Annotated in this window: 36 protein-coding genes and 1 riboswitch; of the genes, 8 read left to right on the forward strand and 28 right to left on the reverse strand. The window is 39.4% G+C overall.

Translation table 11 applies throughout. The features are described from left to right. Positions 1-170 precede the first annotated feature (170 nt). Positions 171-494 (forward strand): helix-turn-helix domain-containing protein, encoded by a 324-nt coding sequence (locus ACQKFG_RS15000; RefSeq protein WP_061141195.1) that lies wholly within the window; start codon positions 171-173, stop codon positions 492-494. Positions 495-643: 149 nt separating this feature from the next. Here ACQKFG_RS15000 and ACQKFG_RS15005 read toward each other — a convergent pair whose 3' ends face one another. The 6 genes from ACQKFG_RS15005 to flaG form a co-directional block, all read right to left on the reverse strand. Beyond that, positions 644-784: an anti-repressor SinI family protein gene (locus tag ACQKFG_RS15005; RefSeq protein WP_228467569.1), complete on the reverse strand. Its 141-nt coding sequence runs from the start codon at positions 782-784 to the stop codon at positions 644-646. A 30-nt stretch (positions 785-814) separates the two neighbouring features. Continuing rightward, a riboswitch (cyclic di-GMP riboswitch) is annotated at positions 815-900 on the reverse strand. A 640-nt stretch (positions 901-1,540) separates the two neighbouring features. Further along, the gene (gene hpf / locus ACQKFG_RS15010; protein ID WP_098371577.1) at positions 1,541-2,098 is read right to left on the reverse strand and encodes a ribosome hibernation-promoting factor, HPF/YfiA family; all 558 of its coding nucleotides are present in this window, start codon (positions 2,096-2,098) and stop codon (positions 1,541-1,543) included. Between the two features lie 252 nt (positions 2,099-2,350). After that, entirely contained in the window at positions 2,351-2,695 is a 345-nt protein-coding gene (locus ACQKFG_RS15015) for a flagellar protein FliT (RefSeq protein ID WP_349728722.1), read from the reverse strand. After that, a complete protein-coding gene (gene fliS / locus ACQKFG_RS15020; protein WP_192207148.1) occupies positions 2,695-3,096 on the reverse strand; it encodes a flagellar export chaperone FliS in 402 nt (133 codons plus the stop codon). The genes ACQKFG_RS15015 and fliS overlap by 1 nt, the downstream gene beginning before the upstream one ends. Positions 3,097-3,120: 24 nt before the next feature. Further along, complete coding sequence (locus tag ACQKFG_RS15025; protein ID WP_427560172.1) at positions 3,121-4,632, reverse strand: flagellar hook-associated protein 2; 1,512 nt, start codon at positions 4,630-4,632, stop codon at positions 3,121-3,123. Positions 4,633-4,646: 14 nt separating this feature from the next. Further along, on the reverse strand, positions 4,647-5,006 hold the full coding sequence (flaG, locus tag ACQKFG_RS15030; protein WP_427560175.1) for a flagellar protein FlaG: 360 nt from the start codon (positions 5,004-5,006) through the stop codon (positions 4,647-4,649). A 125-nt stretch (positions 5,007-5,131) separates the two neighbouring features. On the opposite strand from flaG, the gene ACQKFG_RS15035 reads away from it, so the two are divergent. After that, positions 5,132-6,061, forward strand: coding sequence for an endonuclease (locus ACQKFG_RS15035; RefSeq protein WP_427560178.1), 930 nt, complete (start codon positions 5,132-5,134; stop codon positions 6,059-6,061). 628 nt (positions 6,062-6,689) lie between these two features. Here ACQKFG_RS15035 and ACQKFG_RS15040 read toward each other — a convergent pair. The 12 genes from ACQKFG_RS15040 to ACQKFG_RS15095 all read right to left on the reverse strand — a co-directional run bounded on the left by ACQKFG_RS15040 (position 6,690) and on the right by ACQKFG_RS15095 (position 15,277). Beyond that, positions 6,690-6,824 carry a flagellin gene (locus ACQKFG_RS15040; protein ID WP_427560181.1) on the reverse strand — a complete coding sequence of 45 codons (135 nt, stop codon included), beginning with the start codon at positions 6,822-6,824 and terminating at the stop codon, positions 6,690-6,692. Positions 6,825-7,150: 326 nt separating this feature from the next. Then, a complete protein-coding gene (locus ACQKFG_RS15045; RefSeq protein ID WP_427560184.1) occupies positions 7,151-8,143 on the reverse strand; it encodes a flagellin in 993 nt (330 codons plus the stop codon). Positions 8,144-8,281: 138 nt separating this feature from the next. Continuing rightward, positions 8,282-8,515 carry a carbon storage regulator CsrA gene (gene csrA, locus ACQKFG_RS15050; RefSeq protein ID WP_427560188.1) on the reverse strand — a complete coding sequence of 78 codons (234 nt, stop codon included), beginning with the start codon at positions 8,513-8,515 and terminating at the stop codon, positions 8,282-8,284. Next, positions 8,515-8,958, reverse strand: a complete 444-nt coding sequence (gene fliW, locus ACQKFG_RS15055) for a flagellar assembly protein FliW (protein WP_427560791.1) — start codon at positions 8,956-8,958, stop codon at positions 8,515-8,517. The genes csrA and fliW overlap by 1 nt, the downstream gene beginning before the upstream one ends. 7 nt (positions 8,959-8,965) lie before the next feature. Then, the gene (locus ACQKFG_RS15060) at positions 8,966-9,544 is read right to left on the reverse strand and encodes a DUF6470 family protein (protein WP_427560191.1); all 579 of its coding nucleotides are present in this window, start codon (positions 9,542-9,544) and stop codon (positions 8,966-8,968) included. A gap of 45 nt (positions 9,545-9,589) precedes the next feature. Next, entirely contained in the window at positions 9,590-10,468 is an 879-nt protein-coding gene (gene flgL / locus ACQKFG_RS15065; RefSeq protein ID WP_427560194.1) for a flagellar hook-associated protein FlgL, read from the reverse strand. A gap of 16 nt (positions 10,469-10,484) precedes the next feature. Then, positions 10,485-12,044 carry a flagellar hook-associated protein FlgK gene (gene flgK, locus ACQKFG_RS15070; RefSeq protein ID WP_427560197.1) on the reverse strand — a complete coding sequence of 520 codons (1,560 nt, stop codon included), beginning with the start codon at positions 12,042-12,044 and terminating at the stop codon, positions 10,485-10,487. 29 nt (positions 12,045-12,073) lie between these two features. Then, positions 12,074-12,562 carry a flagellar protein FlgN gene (locus tag ACQKFG_RS15075; RefSeq protein ID WP_427560199.1) on the reverse strand — a complete coding sequence of 163 codons (489 nt, stop codon included), beginning with the start codon at positions 12,560-12,562 and terminating at the stop codon, positions 12,074-12,076. A 77-nt stretch (positions 12,563-12,639) separates the two neighbouring features. Next, positions 12,640-12,903, reverse strand: coding sequence for a flagellar biosynthesis anti-sigma factor FlgM (flgM, locus tag ACQKFG_RS15080; RefSeq protein ID WP_427560202.1), 264 nt, complete (start codon positions 12,901-12,903; stop codon positions 12,640-12,642). Between the two features lie 216 nt (positions 12,904-13,119). Beyond that, on the reverse strand, positions 13,120-13,539 hold the full coding sequence (locus ACQKFG_RS15085; RefSeq protein WP_192207170.1) for a TIGR03826 family flagellar region protein: 420 nt from the start codon (positions 13,537-13,539) through the stop codon (positions 13,120-13,122). A gap of 96 nt (positions 13,540-13,635) precedes the next feature. Further along, entirely contained in the window at positions 13,636-14,328 is a 693-nt protein-coding gene (locus tag ACQKFG_RS15090; RefSeq protein ID WP_427560206.1) for a ComF family protein, read from the reverse strand. After that, entirely contained in the window at positions 14,321-15,277 is a 957-nt protein-coding gene (locus tag ACQKFG_RS15095) for a DEAD/DEAH box helicase family protein (protein ID WP_427560794.1), read from the reverse strand. The genes ACQKFG_RS15090 and ACQKFG_RS15095 overlap by 8 nt, the downstream gene beginning before the upstream one ends. A gap of 222 nt (positions 15,278-15,499) precedes the next feature. On the opposite strand from ACQKFG_RS15095, the gene ACQKFG_RS15100 reads away from it, so the two are divergent. Beyond that, positions 15,500-16,336, forward strand: a complete 837-nt coding sequence (locus tag ACQKFG_RS15100; protein WP_427560209.1) for a helix-turn-helix domain-containing protein — start codon at positions 15,500-15,502, stop codon at positions 16,334-16,336. On the opposite strand, the gene ACQKFG_RS15105 is transcribed toward ACQKFG_RS15100, so the two are convergent. Genes ACQKFG_RS15105 through ACQKFG_RS15120 form a run of 4 tightly spaced genes read right to left on the reverse strand, consistent with a single transcriptional unit; the run spans position 16,333 to position 18,742 of the window. Further along, positions 16,333-16,767 carry a hypothetical protein gene (locus ACQKFG_RS15105; protein ID WP_427560212.1) on the reverse strand — a complete coding sequence of 145 codons (435 nt, stop codon included), beginning with the start codon at positions 16,765-16,767 and terminating at the stop codon, positions 16,333-16,335. The two genes, ACQKFG_RS15100 and ACQKFG_RS15105, sit on opposite strands and share 4 nt — an antisense overlap. 13 nt (positions 16,768-16,780) lie before the next feature. Then, complete coding sequence (locus tag ACQKFG_RS15110) at positions 16,781-16,930, reverse strand: hypothetical protein (protein ID WP_427560215.1); 150 nt, start codon at positions 16,928-16,930, stop codon at positions 16,781-16,783. After that, a complete protein-coding gene (locus ACQKFG_RS15115) occupies positions 16,927-17,511 on the reverse strand; it encodes a replication-relaxation family protein (RefSeq protein WP_427560218.1) in 585 nt (194 codons plus the stop codon). The genes ACQKFG_RS15110 and ACQKFG_RS15115 overlap by 4 nt, the downstream gene beginning before the upstream one ends. Further along, complete coding sequence (locus ACQKFG_RS15120) at positions 17,447-18,742, reverse strand: FtsK/SpoIIIE domain-containing protein (RefSeq protein WP_427560220.1); 1,296 nt, start codon at positions 18,740-18,742, stop codon at positions 17,447-17,449. Before ACQKFG_RS15120 ends, ACQKFG_RS15115 begins: the two co-directional genes overlap by 65 nt. Positions 18,743-19,006: 264 nt before the next feature. Here ACQKFG_RS15120 and ACQKFG_RS15125 point away from each other — a divergent pair, with 264 nt between their 5' ends. The 5 genes from ACQKFG_RS15125 (at position 19,007) to ACQKFG_RS15145 (ending at position 21,278) form a co-directional block, all read left to right on the forward strand. Beyond that, positions 19,007-19,210, forward strand: coding sequence for a helix-turn-helix transcriptional regulator (locus ACQKFG_RS15125; RefSeq protein WP_427560223.1), 204 nt, complete (start codon positions 19,007-19,009; stop codon positions 19,208-19,210). Then, a complete protein-coding gene (locus ACQKFG_RS15130) occupies positions 19,207-19,911 on the forward strand; it encodes a hypothetical protein (protein WP_427560226.1) in 705 nt (234 codons plus the stop codon). The genes ACQKFG_RS15125 and ACQKFG_RS15130 overlap by 4 nt, the downstream gene beginning before the upstream one ends. 5 nt (positions 19,912-19,916) lie before the next feature. Then, positions 19,917-20,165, forward strand: a complete 249-nt coding sequence (locus tag ACQKFG_RS15135) for a hypothetical protein (RefSeq protein WP_427560229.1) — start codon at positions 19,917-19,919, stop codon at positions 20,163-20,165. 205 nt (positions 20,166-20,370) lie between these two features. After that, entirely contained in the window at positions 20,371-20,838 is a 468-nt protein-coding gene (locus tag ACQKFG_RS15140) for a Panacea domain-containing protein (protein WP_427560797.1), read from the forward strand. A 2-nt stretch (positions 20,839-20,840) separates the two neighbouring features. Continuing rightward, the gene (locus ACQKFG_RS15145) at positions 20,841-21,278 is read left to right on the forward strand and encodes a hypothetical protein (protein WP_427560232.1); all 438 of its coding nucleotides are present in this window, start codon (positions 20,841-20,843) and stop codon (positions 21,276-21,278) included. A 36-nt stretch (positions 21,279-21,314) separates the two neighbouring features. On the opposite strand, the gene ACQKFG_RS15150 is transcribed toward ACQKFG_RS15145, so the two are convergent. The 6 genes from ACQKFG_RS15150 to ACQKFG_RS15175 form a co-directional block, all read right to left on the reverse strand. Beyond that, positions 21,315-21,620, reverse strand: coding sequence for a YolD-like family protein (locus ACQKFG_RS15150; RefSeq protein ID WP_427560235.1), 306 nt, complete (start codon positions 21,618-21,620; stop codon positions 21,315-21,317). Between the two features lie 235 nt (positions 21,621-21,855). Beyond that, complete coding sequence (locus ACQKFG_RS15155; protein ID WP_427560237.1) at positions 21,856-22,434, reverse strand: DUF6944 family repetitive protein; 579 nt, start codon at positions 22,432-22,434, stop codon at positions 21,856-21,858. A 93-nt stretch (positions 22,435-22,527) separates the two neighbouring features. Continuing rightward, complete coding sequence (locus tag ACQKFG_RS15160; RefSeq protein WP_427560240.1) at positions 22,528-22,872, reverse strand: YolD-like family protein; 345 nt, start codon at positions 22,870-22,872, stop codon at positions 22,528-22,530. A 144-nt stretch (positions 22,873-23,016) separates the two neighbouring features. After that, positions 23,017-23,991, reverse strand: a complete 975-nt coding sequence (locus tag ACQKFG_RS15165) for a peptidoglycan-binding protein (protein WP_427560243.1) — start codon at positions 23,989-23,991, stop codon at positions 23,017-23,019. Between the two features lie 56 nt (positions 23,992-24,047). Next, a complete protein-coding gene (locus tag ACQKFG_RS15170; protein WP_098175300.1) occupies positions 24,048-24,293 on the reverse strand; it encodes a phage holin in 246 nt (81 codons plus the stop codon). A 13-nt stretch (positions 24,294-24,306) separates the two neighbouring features. Beyond that, on the reverse strand, positions 24,307-24,639 hold the full coding sequence (locus ACQKFG_RS15175) for a hypothetical protein (RefSeq protein WP_258833390.1): 333 nt from the start codon (positions 24,637-24,639) through the stop codon (positions 24,307-24,309). Position 24,640: the final 1 nt, after the last annotated feature.

The raw sequence follows: 24,640 nt of genomic DNA on the forward strand, positions 1-24,640 counted from the left end.
CATATGCAAATGAGAATTATCCATAACCTTCCATCACTAGATGCTATGTCCTCTCTAGCGATAGCATGTCAAGGTAATCCATCCTTACAGGCGTCATGTTTTGAATGATAAGGTGGGCTACTGAAACTTAATAGCGGAAGATAAATAGAACATGTTTCGAGGTGGTATTGATGATTGGTGAACGTGTAAAAAAACTGCGAGAAGAAAAGAAAATGTCAATGACTGAACTTGCCGATAAAGCGGGTGTGGCAAAGTCTTATTTAAGTTCGCTCGAGCGGAACTTACAAACGAATCCTTCTATTCAATTTCTTGAAAAAATCTCCGCCGTACTTAACATTCCTGTCGATGCCCTGCTATATGATGCTCCAAATAAGGAAACCTTGGACAATGACTGGATGAAAATCGTTGAGGAAGCCATGAATTCAGGTGTTTCAAAACAACAATTCAGGGAATTCATCGAGTTTAATAAATGGAGAAAAGATAAAGAAGAGTAGAGTGGTAGTGCACTAGTTTACCTACATAATCCAATAGAATATAGTTTGAATAAGCTAGACTCACCAGGATCTCAAGGAGACATTCACCCTATAAACAGCTAATGAATCGAACCACTGTTTATAGGGATGTTCTCAATCTTGTTCGGAATCTATTTTCCATCGTTCTCCTCAAAAGTTACCTCAACGCTTTCCCTTTTCAAAAAAGCACTGATTTCCTCTTTTTTGAAACCCAAACGCCTTGCTTCTGAAATCAACTTCACCCATTCTTGATCCATTGCCACATTAGCCACCTCTTCTACCTCCTAAAATACTCTTGTATTTCAGGCAGACCAGCCATCATAGTCACAAGGACCTTAGACCTGTGCCTTTGCGCCCTAATCTTTCAATCAGTTTGCCTTTGTCGTGGTATTTATCACCAAATACAGTGCTTATAATCATATTATAACGGAAACGCACTCCATATATTGCTATTTTATGTCGGTAATCCATATAAATGCAAAAACTTTCATCCGACAAAATATTACAATATTGAGAAAATTCACAGTTTAGGCAATTTAACATAGGCTAATTCAATTTCTTTTATTTGAATAATAGTGAATATTGCTCTTCTTACTATTCCATTGAGGTGTATTGATTCTCTCAATTATAAGTGCATCAAGGGCTTTTTGCGCAGTTAAATCCTCACCGCAGGTCGGGCAAAGCCACTTTCCATATTCCGCACTGCTAAAAGAAGCCCTATGGCATGTATGGCAATTCTTTCGATACAAGTTTTCCAACCCCTCTGCACCTAATTCAAATTGTTTTTTTATAAATAACCAATTGTTCTTTTTAAAGAACTAACAATTTGAGTATAGTGCAAAAGTTAGGGGTATTTAAATAGGTAAAACTAATCATTTATCTTAATAAAGAACATCATTCGTTCTTTTAAATGAACTTTTGGATTTTTTAGAGAACAAGGCTTTTTATAGCAAACCCAACAGCCAACGCATTCTATCAAAAAAGCACAACCCAGAGGCTGGGTTGTGCTTTTGATCTAAGATTAATAGTTAACTAGGTTCAATCAATCCATAGCGTCCATCTTTTCGGCGGTACACTACGTTTGTTGTATTAGTATCCGCATTCGTGTAAACGAAGAAACTGTGACCAAGCATATTCATTTGTAAAATCGCCTCTTCACTGTCCATTGGCTTTAAATCAAAGCGCTTATTGCGGACCACTTCAATATCATTATCGTCTTCGAATTCATCCACCACTTCATCAACATCCGTATTGAAGGCGAATGCATCGGGTGTCGTAGATAGATTGTTGCGGAACTTACGATTGACCTTCGTTTTATGTTTACGAATTTGGCGTTCAAGCTTATCATTGATCAAGTCAATGGCAGCATACATATCCGCATTTTCCTCTTCAGCGCGAAGAACCAAATTCTGCATGGGAATCGTCACTTCGACTTTAGATGTATTATTGTTCACTTTTAAATTCACTAACACATTTGCATCTGGTGTATTGTTAAAATATCGTTCTAACTTGCCAATTTTCTTTTCGACGTATTCTCGAATTGCTGGAGTTACCTCAATGTTTTCACCGCGTACGTTGTAATTCATAAAGTGAGTCCTCCTTAAATTAAGACTATACAGTTAGATTCTACAATACCCCTCCGGTTCCCTTTAGAAACACATCATGAAATATGTCGAAATCATGAAACAATTGTCGGAAGGTTTGAAAAGGGTTGATGTCTGCCCTAGCTTCATTATATCAAATGCTATGCTATAAAGAAAAAATTAAGCCTATTTTATTTACAGAAAATTTAAAAAAACTTAACATAAAAACCGTTTGGCATCCAAACGGCAGGGTAATCAATTTCTTTTATCATAAAACATGCCATCCACTGATAGACTTTCATACGGGTTCATGTATTTATTGGATGATCGTTTCTTCTTATTTATTTCCTGGATATCCCGCTGTATCTCCTGCTTTTGGAGCTTCAGCAAGTGATCGACCTGCTGGTTGAGCAACAGTACCGCACGGCCCAATTGTTGCTCTTCACCAGTAAACGGCGGGTTGATTTGAGAAAGAAGCCCATCCCGCTGATCGATCAGCTTTGTGACCCTTTCTATTTTATCATCACGTTCTGTGATCGTGCGATCTTCCAGAACGGCAAGCAATTCAGCAGTCAAATCATGAAAGGTTCTAATCACCATTATACTTGACCGCTTTGGGTAAATTGTTTTTTTCGATTGATCTGAATTACTTCCTTCCAAGTATTCCGGAACTCAGTAACAAGCCCCTCCACTTCTTCCAAGGCAGCAACATCATTTTTCATATTCGCTTCAATCAGACGCCGGTTCATGAAATCATACAGACTCATCATATCTTTGGATACATCCGCGTCCATATTCAGCGTCACCATCAATTCGCGGATAATATTTTGCGCCTTGATGATGTTCGTATTCTTCACTTCGATATTTCCCGCTTCAACGGCTTTCTTCCCAAGCATGATGAACTTCAAACAGCCATTATAAAGCATTAATGTAAGCTCTCCCGGGGATGCTGTATTAACTGAATTTTGCTGGTACGATTGATATGGATTATTTATCGCCATACTTAACTTCCTTTCCGACTTACCTTAACTAAAATAAGAAGCTAACGATGCACTTTGGCTGTTTGCCTTTTGAATCGCTTTTTCCATAGCCGTGAACTGGTTGTAATAGCGCGATTCCAATTTCGTTAACTTTGCTTCAAATGCTGAAATCCGGGTATCCAACCCATTGACCAATTTCCCGATTGTAAACGAGTTATTAACAAATCCGGCCTTCCCGGCTTTTTCGGTTATCGTTTTCATTGAGGACTGTATATCATCCCGCAAACGGCGCGCCAGTCCCTTTTCGCCTTTTTCCGTTCCATCCGCCATGAACATATCATAAATCGCATTGGGATCTTCAGAAATGGCTGCCCGGAGCTTGTCCTCATCAATCGTTAATTTACCGCCCTCCAAATAATTCTTGGTCGTGGTGATTCCCAAACTGCTGAGACTGTTTTTTCCTGTGATCCCATCCACCGAGGTATATAGTGATGACCTCATTGTGGTCAGGAGACTTTTTAATGTCGAATCGCTTTTTAACGTTCCGCTCTTCGCTTTTTCTTCCCACAGCTTCACTTCATCCTCTGTCATTGCCTTCTTTTGCTCCGTGGTAAGCGGGGTAAAGGAGCGATACTTCGCTTCACCCGTTTTATCTTGAACCTTTTTAATGACTTCATTGTATTTATTCACAAACTGTGTGATTGTATCCAAGATGGCATCGACATCAGCTGTTGAAGAGAATGTAACAGTATCGGTTGTTTTTTGCTTTACCGTTATTTCCGCTCCATTAATCTGAAACGTATTCGAAGGCCGGGAAATTTCCAGTCCATTATAAACAATGGACGCATTTTCCCCTTTTGAGCCACCATTCCCTTCATTGTTACTGCCCATTTTTAACGTATTGAAAAAATCTCCGGTACCCCCTAAGTAAATTTCAGGCCGATCTTTAACATCACCAGTATTTTTAGCAGTGATGGAAAACTTCTGGGACGTTTCATCGAAAAATAGAGTCACTCCCGAGTTTGCATTAATTTTATTTATCACACTCTCTAACGTATCGTCCGCATTAAGGGTAAGTGTGTACGGTTTTTCCACTGTTTCCCCATCTTTTACTTCCGTATCAAAACCACCATCTTTATTGATGGCCAGGATCGTAATATCTTGTGGTGTCGTGAAACCCAATTCCGATAGTTTCTTTTTGGGGTCAGTAACAGCTGATTTCTCCGTACTAGTCATGGTTGCTGCTTTGGCAAGTCCATTCACTTGTATATTCCCGGAAAAATCACTGGTCGAATTCACATTTTTCACTGATACTGCATCTGGATTCGATACCGACACCTTCTTTTTAATAAAGGAAGACTGCTTCCCGACTCCATCACGAATGAGCGTATCCAATTCTGATAAAGCTGTATTGATCGAGCGGTAATCATCCCGCTGCCACTCGGAATACTGCTTTTTCTGTGTTAATTTATCCAATGGCACCCGTTCTGCCTGCATCATACTCTTAACTAATTCATCAATGTCCATTCCACTTGCTAATCCACTGATTCGTACCACAATTAATCACCCGCCTATATTTTTTCATCCACCATAATCCCGACAAACTCTGTCATTGCCGCATAGAAATCCAATAACTTCTTTGGAGGAATTTCCCTGATTGTCTCATCCGTTATATCATCCACTACCTTGACATAATACTCATCCAGCTTCTCATGATATTCAAAACGAACGGCCGTATGAGTTGGATTCAGGAAGGTGTTCAAACTTTCAATCACTTCCTGAACCTTTTCTTTTGAAGGCTGATTGGATTCCACACTTTGTTCAGAATAGGCAACTGTATTGATTTCTCTTTGATAGTAGGAACTAATTCCATCTGAGATGGCTGTTCTAAGTTGTGAGGAAAGAATATTCGTGGACAAACTCTCCAGCATCTAAAAAGCCCCCAATATGATCTCTTTACTTTTTATATCGGTTCTGAAATGGAACTTTACAGTGATAGTATTAAGGAATTATAATAAAAATTAGAACGTATATTCCATATTGGAGGGTTAACTTGTTGAGGAATGAAGCAATAAATGTTTTACTTTCTAGCTACCCAATTAGAGAAATATCAATGATCACGGGAAAAATGCTCGGAGACGGCGGAGTTTGTATTCAAGAAAAACGAAGAGGGCGTTTTCGGTTCATGCATTGTGCTGTAGATAAAGAATGGTGCTTTTACTGTTATAGCCAATTAAATAACATACTGCCCCTACCCGAACCAAGGTATAGAAGAACCCCTGATACCAGACTGAAACTAGGCTATACTGAAAGTTACTATGTTCAGTCGTTGACTTCCGAACTAAATGACATACTTCAACAACTTTGGTACACAAAAAAAGAAAAAAAGATTCCTTTTGATCTATTGGAACACACATTTACGCCTGAATGTTTGGCATGGTGGTATCAGGATGATGGTCATCTAAAAAAGAGCAAGGATAAACCACAAAAGATTAAAAATGAAAACTACCAACTTATTCTACTATTAAGAAATAAATATAGTTTAAACTTTACACTTGATGGACAAAATCGCTTAATACTATATGATCAACCACAAATATTCTATTTTCTAAGGTTAATAAAAGCACATATACATCCATCAATGTTTAGAAAACTCTTCTCTGTTGTGCCAAAGGAAATAAACAAAAGCAAAAGAACCACGATATACCTTACATCAAAATTATCTATAGAAAAGCCTACAAAGGAAATTAACCAGGCTCTAGAAAATCTCCCCGTTATCAATCAAATTGCGAGAACAAATGAAACCTACTTTCCATACTTTCAAAATTATCTAAGCCTAGCACAAAAGAAATTGCGTAAAAGCTACCAAGTGACTATTTCCAATGAACAATTAACACAGATTAATTCTATTCAGGCTATTACTGGCTTACAAATAAGTATCATTGTGGAGTGGTGTTTTTTATTTTCCCTTAACTCAAGAAAATAGAATACAGGCTATATATACTACACAAATTCCCCCTCCATGATTAGTTCTGGTGGGTTTTATCTCCTGATTCCCTAGTAACTTTTAGCTGTTCATGATCTAACTCTGTAGATATCATTACCATCAACAATGCAACTTCATTTATTTTGATATTTTCATTTTCATTCATCCTTAATTCTACTTTTCACCCATGGTCCCTTCTTTCCACAGATACAAAAGAGACCCTAGTAAAACTAGAGTCTCTTTCAAATAATCTAAAATTAACGAAGAAGTTGTAGAACTCCTTGTGGTTGTTGGTTCGCTTGCTTTGCGACTGTATCTTTCGATTACAGAATAGACTATATCTTCATCCATGTATTTCATGGAGCTGGGCACTTCGAACAGCTTGTGCTGCCCTACGAGATTCATAGCCATAGCGTTTGCCTTAGACCGTATTCTCTAGTCGTTGAACCTTCTCCACTCTTTCGAGACAGGAGCTTGGCTGCTGATTATCCATTGGATCATCTTCATCATTTTCAAACCTTCAAGCTTACCGTTTCCAGTTACGTTGTGGTTGATGAAGCTTTAGGAAGTTCCAGCAATTCACCCAGTTATACTCTTACCCGTTACCAGATAAGACGCCCTTAAATCATTATCTCAAGAGTTGTAAAACTCCTTGAGGCATTGAATTTGATTGAGCCAACATTGCTTGTGCTGCTTGACTAAGAATAGAGTTCTTAGTTTGGTTCATCATTTCTTTCGCCATCGTGCGAACATTTACTTTCATAAATGACTAGACTATATCTTCACCCTCAAAATAATTTGTTAGGGGTCGGGCACTTCGGATTCACAATGCTGATGTACATTGTTTCACCTATGGATTTCATCACCATAGCTTTCGCCTTAGATGGTCTATCCTAGTCGTTGAACCTTCTCCACTCTTTCGAGACAGGAGCTTGGCTGCTGATTGCCCAATCTTTTCTTTTTTCAAACCATCACGCTTGTCGTTTCCAACTACGTTGTGGCAAGAAAAGCTATAAGGGGTTTCCAGCAATTCACCCGATAATTATCTCTAGCCGTTACCAGCTAGGACGACTGTGCTTGTCACTGTTCTTAAGCAGCTAAAGCATAATCTACGTCACGGATACGAGATTCCGCAGCAGTTAGGTTTTCAGAAGATGTACCTAGGTTGTTTATTGTGTGTTCAAGACGGTTTTGGTTTGCACCTAATTTAGAGCGCTCTGAAGATACTGAATCAATCGCAGCTTGAATAGTAGAAATTGCATCATTAGCACCATCTTTAGTACTAACGTCTACAGCATTAATACCTAAACCAGTTGCAGACATATCTCCAATGGAAAGTTGAATATTTTGGTCTTTATTTGCTCCAATATGGAAATTAACGGAACCAGCAGTTACCTCTACATCACCAACAGCATCATCCGCAGTGTAACCAGCATTTGTTTTTATAGTAATTCCAAAATCAGAGAAATTAAGTTCTTGTTCTCCATCTACGTTATCAATAGTTTGAGTTTTACTTCCATCACCATTTGTCATTGTTAACTTACCTGCAGCGTCACTAGTAATAGTATAAGTATCTGCCTTAGCGCCAGTAGTGCTAGCAGAAGCAACCCCTGTTACTGATAAAATAGTTGAAGTCGTAGCGTCTTGGTCTACTTTACCACCAAGGTTACCATTTAAAAGTTTTTTAGTATTAAACTCTGTATCAGTTGAGATACGGGTAACTTCAGCCTTTAATTGAGAAATCTCTTTTTGTATTTCTGTTCTATCATTATCATTATTCGTATCATTTGAAGATTGTACAGCAAGTTCACGCATACGTTGAAGAATGTCGTGAGTTTCGTTAAGGGCACCTTCAGCTGTTTGAATCATTGAAATTCCATCTTGAGCGTTACGAGAAGCTTGATCTAGTCCACGGATTTGTCCACGCATTTTTTCAGAGATTGCAAGTCCAGCTGCATCATCACCAGCACGGTTGATACGCATACCTGAAGCTAACTTCTCCATTGATTTAGATTGTGCTGCTGTTGCACTACCTAACTGACGATGCGTGTTAAGAGCAGCAATATTGTGATTGATAATCATTTTTGTTTCCTCCTTGAGTTTTAAGTTCCCACGTCCATGTGGTTGTTTACGATGGGCAGTGAATAAGTCGGCCGCCTATTTCACTGCTCATCGTTGTATATGTAATATCGACCTGCTTGGAAACATATTTAGGGGGTTTTACGATTTTTTCTTGAAATACTCATTTATGTTTTCCAGGAGATTGGGTTCCGTTTTCGTGGCTTCGCTATTTTCCTGTTGGATGGACAGATAAATTTCCTTCCTATGGATATCGACGTTTTTGGGAGCATTGATGCCGAGCTTGATCTGTTCGCCCTCGATGGACAGGATCGTTATTTCGATATCATCGCCAATCATGATCGCTTCATTTAGTTTTCTCGACAATACGAGCATCATTTCCCCCCCTGTTCTACTAGAGGTTCAATTAGCCTGTGCTTTGTGCCGTATTCACTGCCGCTCATGATAAATTGCTTGCCCGTTTTTTTAGAGCGATTGATGATGATGGGAGCCTGGAGATTTGCCGTCGTTTCATTGAAAGGGTCTTGAATCGTTAATATAACGAAAGTAACGACTTCCTGTTCCGTTTCTATTTGTAAAGAAGATAATACTTCATCCGTAAGCTTCACTTCGTAATCACGAAATACATCAAATGGATTCGTCATAATGAAAGCTACCTGTTTTGTTTCGATGGATTGCAGGACGAAAAAGGGCGTTTCATCCAAAGTTAGCAAGCAAAACTGTTTTTCTTCTAAAAACCCTGGTATCCCGTTATCAAATCGATAAATCTCTTCTTCCGATAATTCGATTTCGCCATGAAATTTTGTTTGTAGAATCATCTTTGTTTCACTCACCTATCTCATCCGGAAATAAATTGATGAAATCTATATCCAGCGCATTTTTTTGTAGAATTTCCACTTCTACACTTCCTGGTGTGTATGTATGGTTCGGTCTATTGATTTGGGCATCAATGATTGGTTTTTGAGCGGTTGCTTCAATCTCCACCTGGGCAGGCTGGTAGTCAAGCTTCACGCTGAAATGAGAGGGAATCCACCCTAGTTTGAATTGCTTCTCCGGCCCTTTGCTGTTTTGCCTGGCCTGTTCAGCGAGTGCATTACCGCCCTTTTCAATATGCCTCAGCTCCGTCCCCTGCTGGGCACGTCTTGCCATACCCGCCAGCCAATCTTGATATCCCTGCTGGGCAAATTCCTCCACTCGCTTGGAAAGGCTTTTCAAATCCATATCTTCCCTGGCTTGTGACTGGTCGATCGTCAGCTTACCTGGGGCCGTTCGGATTTCCAGGATTGCTTGCGGCTGTTCGATTGATTGGTCCGCTGCCTTCTGTTCGATTTGCTGTACAGGCTGCTCTAGATTCAATCCAATCTTCATTGAGGTGGATTGCAATCTAATTTGTGGAATCTGCATCATCAACACTCCTTAAGAGAAAAAAGCTATCCATTTAAGAATAGCTTAACGAAGAAAATCCAATAAACTCGGTTGCATGATTCTTGCTCCGATACTTAATGCAGCACTATGGACACTTTCTTGAGTCGTCAAATCCATGATCGCTTTTTCGATATCGACATCCTCATTTTTCGAAAGAATATCAGTGGCAAAAACCTCCTGCTGCTTAAGACGATCCGTCATCAGCTCAACCCGATTCTGCCTTGCGCCAACCTGTGCTTGCATGCTTAAGAAAGTATCTATAGTTGCGTCAAGTCCTGCCAGTGTGCCACTCACGTCACCGTCATTTTCAAGTGCATCGATTGTATGGTCGATGCTTCCGCCTGAAGCAAGTGCCTCTCCAAAAGTCTTCGAACCGTCCGTATTGATTTTAAGGGAAATCCCAGAAAACACTTCAAGGTTTATGTCCCCTGTGCCATACACCGTATTTCCATTCGCATCTTTAACGGACGATGGCCGCACATTCGTATCCTGGCCGTTGAAAATATACTTCCCGCCAATCTGTGTGTCGCCAAGTGTTATGAGATGTTCTTTTAATTGTTTAATTTCTTCAGTAATCGTTTTAAGTTGTTCCCCTTCATACGTGCCATTGCTTCCTTGAACCGTCAACTCACGAATCCGCTGCATGGCGGAAACCGCTTCCGTAATGGCATCATCCGTGCTGTCGATCCAATTGGTCGCCTCGGCAATGTTACTTTGATACTGCCCTATTTGATTGAGGTTTGTCCGGTACCCCATTCCCATCATGGCCGCAACAGGGTTATCTGATGGTTTTGAGAATTTCTTTTGAGAGGAAACCTGTTCTTGCAGCTTGGCCATCTTTTCATAGCTGCCGCTTAAATTTCTTAACATATTATTGGTTAGCATCGATTGCGTTACCCGCATGTTCATCCCCTCCTATTTATCGGCCTACGGTACCCATTCCGTTTATGATTTTATCGAGCATCTCATCCATCATCGTCATCATTCTTGCAGATGCGTTGTATGCCTGCTGGAATTTGATCATGTCCGTCATTTCTTCATCAAGTGATACGGAACTGACGGACTCCCTATTTTGATTGACCGATGCAGCAAGCACGACAGAATTGGAAAGGTTCTTTTTGGCGCTTTGGGAATCCACGCCAAGCTTTCCGATGATACCGGAATAATAGGTATCGAAGCTTCCCGTCAATTCGTCAGAGTTTTGGTCTTTAGTCGAGTACTCACTGAACGCCTTCTTTTTAAGGTCAGCCAGGAGTTTGGCATTTTCATTATCACCGGATGCCCCTCCGCTTTTTCCGCCTGCGGCTATTTTTGTGGGATCCTTAACGATTTCACCATTCACCTTGATGCTTTGGGCGGCACTCTTACCAGGTTCAAGTTCAAAGAAGTTCAATGTTGAAGTGCTGTCATCACCTAAGGCATACCCTTGTTTATGGATGGCATTGAACTCGTTCACAAAAGCCGTCGTCATATTATCGAGCTTTTTCAGCATATCAGGATAAGCGCCGCCGATCGTTCCATCAGCCTTCTTATAGCCGAAGCTTTTGATCAAACCGGATAGTTCTCCCGAGAATTTGTAATCCGTCAGTGTTTTCGAACCAAACTTCAATCCGTCTACCATACCTGTCTTTTTATCATGGCTAACTTCAACTTTCGAAGTTCCCACCATACCGGTTTGGTTAACACTGACAAGATTGATGGGCGGTACGAAAGATGAACCGTCTTCTTGCATCAATTCGATGTTGTATAGCCCTGTAGCCACATCGCTGGCCCTGCCGTAATCCGTCGGAATGACGTTATTCACTTTAATGCTGACAAGCTGCGAGAGATTGTCCACGAGTACATCACGTTTATCATAAAGGTCATTGGGGATATAACCATGCGGCTCCACTTTACTGATCTGTTGGTTAAGCTGATCAATACTGCTGATGAGCGTATTGATTTCGTTCGCTTTGACGTTTATCTGATTGCCGATATCCGTTTGAACACTCGTTAGCGAGTTGTAGTAGTAGTTCAGGGTATCCGCGACCATGACCCCCGTCGAGGCAACGACTTCACGGGCCCCGGAATTTTCCGTATTGGCCGTCAGCCCCTGCAGCGAATTCCAGAACTTCTCCATCGTGGCGGCTAATCCGCTGTCGGTCGGTTCGTTCATGATCCCTTCCATTTTCGTCAGGGATTCACTCATGGCCCCGTAATAACCAATTTTATTACTTTGTGTCCTGTATTGTGCATCCAGGAAACTGTCGCGGATCCGCTGAACCGTTTCAGCTGCCACCCCTGTCCCGATTTGGCCGGCAACACGCGGGCTGTTCAAACCGACAGTAGGAAAGCCCGACGTCTGGACCAAGTTGACCCGCTGCCTTGAATATCCTAATGTATTGGCATTGGCCACATTATTTCCTGTTGTATATAAGGCTCCTTGAGAGGTGGATAATCCGCGCTTGGCGGTCTCAAGACCCATAAAGGTTGAAATCATTTGCTCGCACCTCCATCTTTTTCTGCTTCTTATGCTTTGGAATCAAACATTCCCATGCCGGTTTTCGCCGTTTTCCTAACCGAATCCCCGTAATTCAGATTCTGGTTCCGCGGCCTCAGAATATCCAAAGAGACATTGATGAATTGAAGGGACTGATAGATCAATTGCTGATTTAAACCGTTCCTCTCCTTCAGCTTTGCCACTTCACCAATCAATTCCGCTTTTAGCATTTCAAGGACTTCCGTTTCTTCAGGTCCTGTCAGCTCCGTCACGGTATGGATGGAGGCAGGCTGTCCCACCGTTCCATTGGCTGCAATGAATTCCTCGACTGCCCTTTCCCTTTCCTTATCCGTTTGACTGATGGCTTTAATATGCTTTTGTTCCGAAATCAGCAGGGCAGTAATCGCCTCGGTATCATTTGCTTTCAAAATGGCCGTTTTCTTTATCGCCAATTGATTGAAGCTTTTATGAAGCTTGATCAATTTTTCAAGCGATCCGATGATGTTCCGTGCAGACATTTTCCTGCCTCCTCCGCTCATAAATGAAGGACGGAAAATGGCTCCGTCCACTTCATTCAAGCTTTTTCATTGAAAATTCATTTCCGGTAAAAGTCGATGAGACCCTTAGCCGTTGCCTTTGCATTCAATTTATAATTTCCTTTTTCAACTTGGATTTTCAATTCTTCCACTTTTGCTTGCCTTGCAGCAAGAATCGGGGATGATTGCTGCATTTCTTTTGCCGCTGAAGAAATTTCAACTTTATCCGAGGATTTGGCCTTGGATTCTTGGATATTCCCCGTTTTATTGGCTTGTAGTTTATAAGGGTTAACACCTGTCATACCGACGTTATTGATTTTCATATTCCAGATCCTCTCCTTCGGTCGATTTTATAAATCCCATTATGCTGATTCCTAACACATGAAAATGGCTCTGGACTGTGTTGTTCTCCCTATCTTTATTATCGACAAGGATTGGATTTCTTTAATTGTTTCCTGTATCTTTCCTTCGACACCCATTGTCGAATATTGTTCTCAATATCGAATATTTTAACAAATACCTCATTACGTTTCCATGATTTATCCTTTTTGATCATCCTTCATGTAGTACGTGTTTTTTTTATCATTTCCTTGAATTTCAGTCAGGCGCTTTTCCTCATTTTCAAATGCCTGCAAATCCGATCGCAGTGAATCGCCGCATTTGCCGCATAACCTTCCGCTCTTGATGTTAGCGCCGCACCTTTCACATGGAATTCCCAGATTGGGAAACTGCGAAACCCTCAGCTTTCCAATTCTTACAAATTTGATTATTAACGTTTCTTCAACGCCGGTGTCCTTGACCACCTGCATCATGGACGCCGTTCTATTTATTTTCTTGCGAATATATGCATATACTTTATCATATTGGGCTTCTTCTTCTTTATAACAGGCATCGCATACATCCCGGAATTTCGTCATAACGAATAACGAATTACAGCTTGGACAGTTGAATACTTCCATCGAGGCCCCTCCTTCACCATCACAGCGATTATTCTTTAGTGTATATATCGAATAATCCCGGCGATACTTTAGGGATGTTCATTAAAATAAGCTGTTTCACCTAGCCAGGGTGATGGATGATACTTCTTTGGCCCCAGCCGTGATCAATGCTTTCGCTGCATGCCTGAGCGTTGTGCCTGTCGTGTAAATGTCATCGATGATCAATATAGATTTACGCTCCAGCAAATCAGATTGCATGACCTGAAAAACCTGCGGTAGTGAGATTCTCTCTTGCCGTGATTTCTTTGATTGTTTTTCCGTATGGATTCTCGTCAAGGTCTCAACGGTTTGAAGTCCAATGAGATCTGCCAAAGCCTGCCCTTGGTTGAATCCCCGTTCCTTAAGCCGTTCATGACTAAGCGGGATGGCCGTTACCAGGTCAAATTCCATTTCCTTTAACCTTTCTTTCAAAAAAGGGGCGAAAACCTCAGCTAATGCATAATCCCCCCGGTACTTATATTTAGCAATAATATCTTTTAAGCATTCATTATAATGAAATAGCGATATGTTCTTCGACAAATAGCCTCCCCATTCCACATCCCTTTCCCATCTTGAACAATCCAGACAAAGGTCACCGGTCCTATATTCCCTGTCCAACTCCCTTGAGCACATTGTACATGTGTCTCCGGTGATCCTATTAAGTTTCCCCTCACATCCTTCGCAGATTGCCCCTGCCTCGGCCCGCTTAAGCAAGCTCCTCCATGTGAATGCCTGCTTCATTCCCTCATCACAAACAAGACATCTATTCATCGAGCAGCCCCCTTTTCATGGCATCTTTATTCATCATTTGTATATGGTGAACCGCCTCGACCATCGCTTTACTTTTACCGTAATGAAAAAAGGTGATCGTCCCGGCAGGGTTAGCAAAGCTCCTCCCTACCCTGCCGGCAATCTGGACGAGAGCACTTTCAGAAAACACTTCATGTTCAGCACCGATCACGGCTACTTCCAACCGATCAATTGTCACGCCGCGTTCCAGGATGGTCGTTGTCAGTAATCCTGGAATCATTCCATTCCTTAGTGCCATTACCCTTTCCTTTCGATCAGGGTGCCGGGAGTGGACAATCGATAATTTTGGTGACAGTCTTTGGAACAGCGGAATGGCCTGCTCCATCACTTGAATGCTTGGAAAAAACAATAGGAAGGGGATATGCTGCTTAAGGCGTTCACTTACCCATCCGGTGATTGCGGGGGGAATCTTTTGTTGAAGGAATAGTTTTTGCCAATTGCCGCTCCACTTCATTCCAGGGACAGGAATTGGCTGACGATGATAACGGGCCGGGATTATGACGGCTTTCAATTTACCGCTTCGGTATAATCGCTTCATTCGTTTCGAGGGTGTGGCGGTCAAGTAGATGGTTGCCGCAGAATCCTTTTTCGATTTATTAACCGCATAATGCAGAGAATCGTCAATGGAGTAGGGAAACGCGTCGACTTCATCAACGATGATGACATCGAAAGCTTCAATAAAACGGAAAAGCTGATGTGTCGTGGCAACGGTCAGCGGCGAAAAGCCATGTCTATCTGCACTGCCGGCATAGAGGGTCGTGACGTCAATGGCAGGAAATGCTTTTTTTAACCTTGGGGAAAGTTCGAGAACGACATCGGTCCGCGGTGTTGCCAAACAAATCCGTTTCCCGGCATGCAACGCTGCCTCAATCGCTGGAAATAAGACCTCCGTCTTTCCTGCCCCGCAGATAGCCCGTCCTGAATACTAAAAAAATGCAAACCAAAAAAAAGAAGAGCACAACGTGTTCAGAAAGTGCTGGTAACACTCTCTGAACCATTCGCCTAACTAGACTAGGCAAACTCCTGCTGTACCCTTCATTTGCATTTTATTACAGATGCAGAAGCTTAGCAATGGTTTGTCTTGATTCGAGCGAACCGTTGCTTTTCTTATTTAAAAGGGAGCAGTTTTAGTATGAAGAAACGTATTGATGTAATAGCTAATGAAGAAGCATATAACAATTTATCATCGTTCACAGATATTGAAGAATTAAATAAAACGATACGAGTATACAAAGACGTTATTCGTGTGGATGTTAAGCGTTCTGATGTTCAATCACGACTCATTGTTTTACTGGAGCTATTGAAACGTCACAGCTGCAAGCAAATAGGTGTGAGCTATATGTGTAAAAACACCATTGCAGCAAAGCTTGAAATTTCTTATAAAACCGTCCAACGTTTAATGAAAAAACTTGAAGACCTCGGCATGATCCGCCAGGTACCTATGAAGAGAAAAAAAGATATGATGCAAACAGCTAATGCCATCATTATTCAACCTATGAAAGATGAAATGACCGGCAAGCCCCCTGTGAAAAGGTCCAAGAAGTGTCCGGCCATTAAAACAACTACTTCTTTCTTAAAACAAAATATTAAAAACAATAAACGTAAAGCTGTTGCTCAATTCTCTAATGTGGATAGTTCTCTAGATAACTCCTTAAAAAAAGCCAATTTTGTAGCACATTGGGTTCCAGGTGTATTTAGTAATCTAGTAGGTTCATTCTACGAAAAAGCTGAAACTATACAGGAATTCTGGAAGGTTATTAAGCAGTGTAATAGAGTGGTTGATTATTCTGCTAACAAAAGGGCATTCACAAGAGAACAAGAAATAGCAATCGGCACCAAAGCGTTCAAGGAATTTGCCATGAAGGTTAAGAGTGGAGTAAAGATGCATAAAGGACAATTTGCTTATTTCAACGGGATTGTGAACAAGCTTATGAACGATTTATATTTTGATGCTGAATTCATGGCCTAAATAGCTCCACCAACACCAGCCAAGATTTTTATGAACATAGGTGTTAATTGCACTAAACAATAGCCAATTGAAGCACTAAACATCATTGGATAACCTCTTTCTTTGAATCCCATTAAGATCATTAACGAGGCCCCTGTGATTATTACGGATGCTATAGGTAAACTAAGGGACATCATCAAATCAACCAGTGGATCAAATGCGTGAATGACTTGTTGTTTAACTGCTCCACTTACCGCTGATGCTGGGACCGATAAACCTTGTGGTGCTTCTACGGCAGCCAAAGCTAAAGGGGATTTTGCTAACATTATGGCACCAACAGTGGCTGCACTTGCCTTCTTTAACACGCTGCCTATATCTTTCATTGTCTTACGTTCTTTGAATCTCTGGCCAGCATTATAATCACTATATTTGATTGCTTCAAACTTCTTCATAATAACTCCCCCTTTATACGAATAAGAAAGCAAACAATGTGCCTACACAATACCAACGGGTGGGTTTGAAAATGATCATAATGCTGAAAAGGAAAATGACAGATAGCAAAGTAACCGGTGCAATTACACTGATTCTGAATAATGTTCCGAATAGGAATGTCATATGATTTCCTCCACAGTATAGACATGACCTTTCAACCCAGCTGATAATTCCATTAATTTTTTCTTTCGACCCGGGAATTTCGTCACCCATACTACATAAAAGGGATCCTTAGATATCTGTTGAAGCTTTTTGTATTTTTGTATCTTTGCCTTATTAACTTGCATTGGTTGTGATATGTCGACTTCGATAAATACAGGAATTCCATTCTGTGACGTTTTAGCATCGCACACAATGGAAATATCCCCTGCCTTTATTTGAACTTCATTTTGCCATTCCTTCGGACGTCTAAGATATATCCATAATTGATTACGTGTTATAAAGTGATCTGCATTTGCTGTTTTCTTACGGATTATATTATGATCCATATATTCCCGGCCATTTTTATTCAAGTAATAAACTTTTTCCAACCCATTTCGAAAAGAACATATATAGGCGGACATTCCATTCAGTATTCGATTTGCGTTTCTTTCACCTTTCAAGTCGTGAATGACTTGAATTTGAGCTTGCGTTAAATAATCAAAGCGTTTTAAACTCCAAAGAATGCTTTCCGTTCTTTGTTCCTTCAATATCCGTTTTTGCATATTCCTCTTCCTTCCTTGGTCTGATATTTATATAAGGCGCAATCTGTTTATCTATTTCAGTGTTTTTAATCAAAATCGTTTGGAAATGATTCATTTTAGCTACTTTGTAAATCCCTCTTCCAGGTATGTCGTCCGGCAAATCTTCAGCTCCATTGGTATCTAGAACCGCATTCGAAGCAATGGTACTGTCCAAGACGTAAGTTAAGCGAGCCGGTATGTTTCTTTTTATCTGACTAGCAACCGTTTGGACCGTTGGATATTGCGTTGCATAAACCACGTAATGACCGGACCCCCTGCCTTTGCGAACGATATTTGTTAATATCTCCACGGCCTTTCCATCACCGGCCAGGTCCGCTGCCTCGTCTATAACCAGAAAGTGCCTTTCTTTTATCCCTGCTTCGGTTATATCTTCGTAACCTTTAGCGACTAATACATCCCGGTAAACTCTTTCCATATCTTCTTCAACCTTCTTTAATACCTCCATAGCTCCTTCATTATCGATTGCAAAGTTTTCAACTTGCTTGCAATCTTTGAACCTGGCGAAAGCCGGCCCACCTTTTAAATCAATCAATGAAAATGTAACGTTATTAGGTTGTGACAATATCAAGCTGGTTATGATCAATTTCATGACTACACTTTTCCCAGACCCAGGAACGCCAGCTATAATTAAATGCTTTGTTTTATCGAAGTCGTGATAAATTAAATCGGTACGTTTCTTTCCTATAAGTACTTTCCAAGTCCCAGGCTCCAACATTTCTTTATTCCAGGGAATCTTTTCATCCATTGGGCCTTCAAACACCTTTACCTTTAACATACCGTCATATTTGATTTCGATCTCTTTATTTATCATTTTGGTTTTAGTGAATATCTTTTTCATCTGCTTAATAATCGTTGTATCCCATTTCAAATCTCTAAGTTTTTTAATATCCTTGAAGTGAATTTCCGAGTCTCGACTCCTAGTGTTCAATCCATCCTCGATTATGCTTTTTTTTCTAAAAATATCCTCTGACCCTAAACCTAATGGAATTTGGAATACATACATCATGCCGTTATCAATTTCTTCTTTTCTGATGATCCGGATTGTTTCGCCACCTTTGTTTAATCCAGCATTATTGAATATTTTTAAAATCTTATCTGAGTCACTTTTTACAGGTTTGTTGCCGTTTGATTTTACGTAAGAATAACCAGCCAGACCACCGAACGCCAAAGTGCTTGCGATTTCTAGAATCATTTCGTCACCATCCTTATTATTTACGGAGTAAATAGTTGTAGTTGTTTGGAATTAATGTGAAGTTGATGAAATTAAGCTCTGGTGCATCTTGAACCATCGTTTTTAATGTTCCGTTTCTCTGTCTGTGGAAGAATATACTTTAGAATATTCCGACCTCCGCCCAATAATGCTTGTCTCACAAATATTATTTGTAAATTTCCATTACTTTTATTTGTAAAGGATTCATAATGACTGTTGTAGAATGATATACATTAGGTGATAAAAATGATTAAAAGTAGGATTGGCGATGTAATAAAGAAATCTCCCTACAACCGGAGATATATAAGAAGTTACATGGGTGACATCTCAGATAATACCCTATCCAATTGGTGCACTGGAAAGGCATATCCTAAAGCACCAGATTTATTTAAGTTGGCTAAATTATTAGGTGTAAAGGTCGATGATTTGTATGAGGAGGATGAAGAATGAAAAAGGTACTTTGTGTTGGATTTGCAGCAATGCTCCTCACAGCCTGTGGGAGCGAAGAAACGGCAACAATTAATAAGGTGGAATATAACAAAATCGAAAGTGGAATGACTCTTGATGAGGTCAAAAAAATAGTTGGCGGTAAAGAAAAAAGCTCTAATGATGATGGAACTTTTATTGAATATGAGTTTGATGGAGAAGGCGGGGTTGAAAGTGACGCTACTGTTACCTTAATGTTTAATGAGGAAGAAGTATTAGACACTAAAATTGAAATTGGATTATTATCTTCAAATGATACTCAAGAAACAACAGTAGAAACTTCAGAGGTAAATGAGAAGAATGTGGAATTAACTCGGGAAGAAGAAATTGAAGAAAAGGCAAAAGGGATTATAAATTATAACTTTACCAAGGTTAAAGAATTAGACGTTAATGAGAACTTAGGACTTAATGACGGGAGTTATATAGTTTTACCACATCTGAAATGGGATGCTAAGAACAATGCAAAGAGGACTAAAACTTTACTTGAAATGTATAGTGATGATTTAGCAGCTAATCTCGCTAAAGAAGGCGACATTAGTGAATTAGTTGTGTTCTGGGAAGTACCTTATCATTTAGAGGGTAAAAACGTAGCAAAATTCACTTATACAAAAAAAGGTGAGAATATGATCATTGGTGAACGTTGGTATGATCCTTCTTTGAGGTAGTAAGAATGAACATAAATATCAAAGTTTACTTACATTCAAAAGGAACAAAGTTCTTACAAAGTGGAAGCTTCCCTGTTAGTAATTCAGATTTTAAAAAGGATCCTGACTGGACGGCAGCTATTACGGCCTACGAATGGATTCAGCAGATTAAAATAAAGTTTGCTGCCAGTGATGATTTCAGAATAGATGAGGTAATTTATAACGAGGATATTGATATTACGGAGTTAGTTAAGAAGGTTAGATCTACATTTTGAATTAGCTTTGTAAACAACAATAAGCCCCTCTCAATTTGGAGAAGGGCTTTTAATTATGGAGGGAGTTTCACTTATAAGGACGAAAAAAGTTCTAGTGATGACTTTAGCGTTATAAGTTAATAAAAGAGGAAATGATTAAGAATTTAGTTTAAATATGTTGCATGTGGCAAATATTAGTAATATGATGATGATAAATAGAACGGAGGTGCTTTTGTTGGTTAAAGATATTTTAGATATCGCAGCCTCAATTAAAAGCTTATATACAAAAATTCTCCAAATGGATGATTTAACAGAAATGAAAATGCACAAATTACTATATTATTCTCAAAAGAAACACTTTGAGAATTTCGGAACATGGCTTTTCAACGATGATTTTGAAGGTTGGAGACATGGACCGGTCAATAGAAAGGTTAGGTCTTCTTTTGCTCATTTGCCGGAAGAAGTTGAGCTTTCACTGGAAGAAGAATATTCAATTAGGGAAACCATATTTGAGTATGGAGTATACCCAGCAGAAGTATTAAGCAATATGAGCCATGATGAAGAAGCTTATAAGATTTCTAGACATAGACTTGGAGAATATGATCGTGGCAATCGAATTATTAAAAAAGAGGATATAGTCAAAGACAGCACCACACTTGGTGTTGATTATTCGAATGAGTGTGAGGTGCATTAAGGTTGGTCGATCCAAGAGATAATTTAGGTAAAATTTGCAAATGCCTGGAAAAATATTTTAATGCAAGGACTGGAAGGATGGAGGTTAAAAGCCGTCCAGTCCTTGTAATTGGATTTGAAAATACATATGACTCCCCTTTTAAAATTGATTATGAGGTTCTACCAATCTCCACAATGAACAACGTTACACCTGATCCGGACTTTGACAAGATGCTTGAATCAGAACAAATATTTAATTTAGGTTTAGATAGGACAAGCTATGTAAGAACTCATAAAACTTCTTGGAGCAATGTAAAAAATATGAAACTAGAAGAGCCGATTGGAGATTTAAAATTAACTTATCCTTCATTATATAATGAATTTCTCTCTCTGAATCGGAAGTGGGTTGACGCACGCACAATCGGGAATGTAGTAAATATTGGTACATCAGATACAGCATAAAAAATTAAAATCCTTCTCATAAGAGAAGGGCTTTTTTTAATCCTCTACAATCACACCAATGATTTCATTGAATTGTATCTTCTCAAAGGAGCTATCTTTCTTCTGAATACGTAACTCTTTCGTGAATGGATGAATGTACACACAATAACCATGCAATTCTTGTGAATTTCCCTCTTTATGTAATCTAAATCTTATCGGTAAATGATATTCCATTGCATAATGAATGTTGTTTTCAAACTCTTCAACTTGGTATTCATCCATTACCATCTTAGATTGTCGATAATAATCTGCATCTTCTTTCCACAATGCTGCCAGCTCCGGTAATACCATGGCGGGCTGCAATTTGAACATCCCCCGATCTTTTTATAACCATACATAGAGCCTCCTTTTTCATCATTATACATGAACAGGTGTTCTTTCAAAACATGAAAAATCCCCCCTCTTATTAGAGAAGGGAATAGAATGGCATTGAGAATTTACTTTATCGTATGGTTCACAATTGGACATAATTATCACTTTCGATTGTCTAATGAATAATCACTATACCTAAAGACCTCTCAGTGGAGGGTGGTCTAATTTATTCATCTATGCCTAACTGAATTTCTTGTGTTTCTTCCTTAATCTGTCCAATTAATGAAAGCACTGAACCTACAGCTTGAATCCAACTGCCAAGTACACCAAGAAATTGGGCTTCAGAATCATTTTCGTTAGATAACTGATAAGTTCCGCCCAAAGCCTGTAATGAGTTTCCAATACCTTGCAAAAATCCACCAATAATATTATACGAACGTCCAGAAGGTGTATTATCCTCAAATTCATCGGTTAATCCTACAAAACTCCCTAATGCCTGCAACCAATTGCCTGTAATAATTAGCTTTTCATCAATCTGATCTTTAAATTTTATTAGTAAACCTTCAATTACAGTGGAATTACCAACGGCCTGTATCACATCACCAATATATTCTAACGAAAGAATATTTCCTTGTCCATCAGCTGATAATCCATTTCCTGTGGCTTGCAAGACGTTTCCTTGAAGCCTTAGATTAAAGCTTAGTGTTTTGCTCAAATTTTTAAATGGAGTACTTCCAATAGCCGACTCAATGGTCCCTATTGTAGATAACACAGAACCAAAGACCTCTTTAAAATGGCTTCCCATCTCGCTCCTCCCAGTAATTGTTATCATTATATTATTCATTGTTTAAAAATACGTTTATAAACAATGAATAAATTCTCAAAATAGAAGGGTTTTTTAATCCTCAACTATTACACTAATAACCTCGTCAAACCGAATTTTCACAAAGGAACTATCTTTCTTCTGAATACGTAACTCTTTCGTGAAGGGATGTATGTATACACAATACCCTCGCAGTTCTTGTGGATTACCCTCGTTATGTAATGTAAATCTTATAGTTAAATGGAATTCCATCGCATAGTGAATATTGTTTTCAAACTCTTCAACCAGGTATTCATCAAGGATAGGTTTTTTATTTAAGAAATAATCAACCTCGCCTATTTTTTTATTTACAGCTTTATGTTCTGGCATAATTAATGCTGCTTGCCATTTAACGAGCCCTCTATCACGAATTGTACCCATCAGAAAACCTCCTTTTAAATCATTATATACGAACTAGTGTTCTTATTGAAGGTAAAAAAAATACCTTCTCCGATTAAGAAGAAGGACATAGCTGGAATACGAGGGTTACATATCAGATTATATCCATAATACTTTTTTTTATGCTTATGAAGCAAACAATTCAGTGAAAGTAGCTTTGCCTGCCTTCTTATCTGCTGTAATCTTTTTAGCTTTCTGGAATTTTAATAATGCTGTTTCAGTACCTTTTCCGAATATAGAATCAAGTGATCCAGGGCTATATCCTTCCAAATAAAGCGTTGCCTGCAGGATCCAAGTAAGATTGCCTTTTGCACCTTTTTGGACAGTGACAATGGCAGCCTTTGTCTTAGCTCCCCATTTACCGTCCACAACTAGTTTTTTATTAAACTGCTTATTAAGCTCAGTTTGTAATGCTTTGATTAGTGCAGATTGAGTTTTAGGGCCATTAATTCCGTCCACAACAAGATTAGCATCATAACGGCTGTTTAGTGTTTTTTGAATGGACCTGATTGTTTCGTCCCCTTTGTTCTTGGATGGCTCTTTAGTAATCTCTGAGGCAACCTCAGACTTTGGAGGAACTGTAACAATGGTTTCATTGTCATTCTTAAATTTCAAAGAAAGGCTTGGTTTTTTACCAGCCATCATCTGTGAATAGGATAGCCCTCCCGTCATTTCCAAGTGAGGATAATCTTTAAAGCCTGACCAATCTCCACCCCACTTAAATCCTAATTCTTTACCAATAGTAGCTACCCGTCTCCATTTAGCATTAATTGTCCACAAGGCAGTTTTACCGTCATCACTTACAAGGAAATAGTCAATTGCTACACCATAGTTATGGAAAGATTGCCCTGGCAATGCCTTTGTCACTTTTGGCTTGGACAGACTGCTATAATTTTTACCTTTGTAGCTATAAAAACGACCTTGACCGTATAGAGCCGCCTGTTCTTCCATTGAACGAAAACCTGCACAGATTTGTGCGTAAATCCCTTCTTTATAGGCACGCTTAATCATTTCTAAAGCTGAGGCTTTAACCACTGAATTCATACCAGAACCCATGTTTTTCACTGAACGATCCAATAACGTTTGCAATGCTACTGTCATTTTCCATCGTCTCCTTTTAATTTAAATTCATAATAAAAAGCCACCCGATGGGCAGCTTACTTTAATCCATTCTTTTTTAAGACTTCTTCTTGTTTTTGAGCTTTTTTAGTCACTAAATATTGATTCTTATATACTCCATATAACGCAAATCCAAGAGGCACTGCAGCAGTAAGGAAGTTAATAAATGAGTTGATTGTGTTCTCATTGAACCATTCAACCTGATAACCTAGCGATTGAAAAAATAAAAGCAGTGCACCAAGTGCACCGCCTATCATTGCTACATATTGTTTTGTTTTATCCATGAGTGATTTCCTCCTAAATAAAATAAGTAATTGCTCCCCATGCTGTCCCTAAAACTACACCAACAATCCCGCCTGCTCCAAAGGCAGCTTTAAGCACATCTGCTCTAGATGTAAGTTTCGCAGTTTTAATGCCATACATTTGTTCAAGTAAAGTCGCATTAAGTTTATTCTGTTCTGTAAGCATATCTTTAGTTGAACTAAATTCCTTAAGTACCACGTTTTGAGTAGATAACTGCATTTTCTCCATATTAGAAATTTTTTCAGTGACAATACCGTAATTAGATTCTAATTGAGTGATCCTTTGTTCGTGATTTTCTAATCTTTGTGGCATGTCCATCTCCTCCAAT

Source organism: Peribacillus sp. NPDC076916 (assembly GCF_050269675.1).
Lineage (GTDB): Bacteria > Bacillota > Bacilli > Bacillales > DSM-1321 > Peribacillus > Peribacillus aracenensis.

Bases quoted from the DNA above. Each gene is read 5' to 3' on its own strand.
- fliW (WP_427560791.1), bottom strand. From the start codon at position 8,958: ATGATTCTACAAACAAAATTTCATGGCGAAATCGAATTATCGGAAGAA.
- ACQKFG_RS15120 (WP_427560220.1), bottom strand. From the start codon at position 18,742: ATGATTCTAGAAATCGCAAGCACTTTGGCGTTCGGTGGTCTGGCTGGT.
- fliS (WP_192207148.1), bottom strand. From the start codon at position 3,096: ATGGCGATAAATAATCCATATCAATCGTACCAGCAAAATTCAGTTAAT.
- ACQKFG_RS15105 (WP_427560212.1), bottom strand. From the start codon at position 16,767: ATGAAGAAGTTTGAAGCAATCAAATATAGTGATTATAATGCTGGCCAG.
- ACQKFG_RS15130 (WP_427560226.1), top strand. From the start codon at position 19,207: ATGAAAAAGGTACTTTGTGTTGGATTTGCAGCAATGCTCCTCACAGCC.
- ACQKFG_RS15075 (WP_427560199.1), bottom strand. From the start codon at position 12,562: ATGTCTGCACGGAACATCATCGGATCGCTTGAAAAATTGATCAAGCTT.
- ACQKFG_RS15045 (WP_427560184.1), bottom strand. From the start codon at position 8,143: ATGATTATCAATCACAATATTGCTGCTCTTAACACGCATCGTCAGTTA.
- ACQKFG_RS15015 (WP_349728722.1), bottom strand. From the start codon at position 2,695: ATGGTGATTAGAACCTTTCATGATTTGACTGCTGAATTGCTTGCCGTT.
- ACQKFG_RS15155 (WP_427560237.1), bottom strand. From the start codon at position 22,434: ATGGGAAGCCATTTTAAAGAGGTCTTTGGTTCTGTGTTATCTACAATA.
- ACQKFG_RS15170 (WP_098175300.1), bottom strand. From the start codon at position 24,293: ATGGATAAAACAAAACAATATGTAGCAATGATAGGCGGTGCACTTGGT.
- ACQKFG_RS15165 (WP_427560243.1), bottom strand. From the start codon at position 23,991: ATGACAGTAGCATTGCAAACGTTATTGGATCGTTCAGTGAAAAACATG.
- ACQKFG_RS15135 (WP_427560229.1), top strand. From the start codon at position 19,917: ATGAACATAAATATCAAAGTTTACTTACATTCAAAAGGAACAAAGTTC.
- flgM (WP_427560202.1), bottom strand. From the start codon at position 12,903: ATGAAAATCAATAACGTCGGTATGACAGGTGTTAACCCTTATAAACTA.
- ACQKFG_RS15110 (WP_427560215.1), bottom strand. From the start codon at position 16,930: ATGACATTCCTATTCGGAACATTATTCAGAATCAGTGTAATTGCACCG.
- ACQKFG_RS15160 (WP_427560240.1), bottom strand. From the start codon at position 22,872: ATGGGTACAATTCGTGATAGAGGGCTCGTTAAATGGCAAGCAGCATTA.
- ACQKFG_RS15100 (WP_427560209.1), top strand. From the start codon at position 15,500: ATGAAGAAACGTATTGATGTAATAGCTAATGAAGAAGCATATAACAAT.
- ACQKFG_RS15090 (WP_427560206.1), bottom strand. From the start codon at position 14,328: ATGAATAGATGTCTTGTTTGTGATGAGGGAATGAAGCAGGCATTCACA.
- flaG (WP_427560175.1), bottom strand. From the start codon at position 5,006: ATGCTGGAGAGTTTGTCCACGAATATTCTTTCCTCACAACTTAGAACA.
- ACQKFG_RS15085 (WP_192207170.1), bottom strand. From the start codon at position 13,539: ATGGAAGTATTCAACTGTCCAAGCTGTAATTCGTTATTCGTTATGACG.
- ACQKFG_RS15060 (WP_427560191.1), bottom strand. From the start codon at position 9,544: ATGCAGATTCCACAAATTAGATTGCAATCCACCTCAATGAAGATTGGA.
- hpf (WP_098371577.1), bottom strand. From the start codon at position 2,098: ATGAATTACAACGTACGCGGTGAAAACATTGAGGTAACTCCAGCAATT.
- flgL (WP_427560194.1), bottom strand. From the start codon at position 10,468: ATGCGGGTAACGCAATCGATGCTAACCAATAATATGTTAAGAAATTTA.
- ACQKFG_RS15000 (WP_061141195.1), top strand. From the start codon at position 171: ATGATTGGTGAACGTGTAAAAAAACTGCGAGAAGAAAAGAAAATGTCA.
- csrA (WP_427560188.1), bottom strand. From the start codon at position 8,515: ATGCTCGTATTGTCGAGAAAACTAAATGAAGCGATCATGATTGGCGAT.
- flgK (WP_427560197.1), bottom strand. From the start codon at position 12,044: ATGATTTCAACCTTTATGGGTCTTGAGACCGCCAAGCGCGGATTATCC.
- ACQKFG_RS15115 (WP_427560218.1), bottom strand. From the start codon at position 17,511: ATGCAAAAACGGATATTGAAGGAACAAAGAACGGAAAGCATTCTTTGG.
- ACQKFG_RS15125 (WP_427560223.1), top strand. From the start codon at position 19,007: ATGATTAAAAGTAGGATTGGCGATGTAATAAAGAAATCTCCCTACAAC.
- ACQKFG_RS15040 (WP_427560181.1), bottom strand. From the start codon at position 6,824: ATGAAAGTAAATGTTCGCACGATGGCGAAAGAAATGATGAACCAAACT.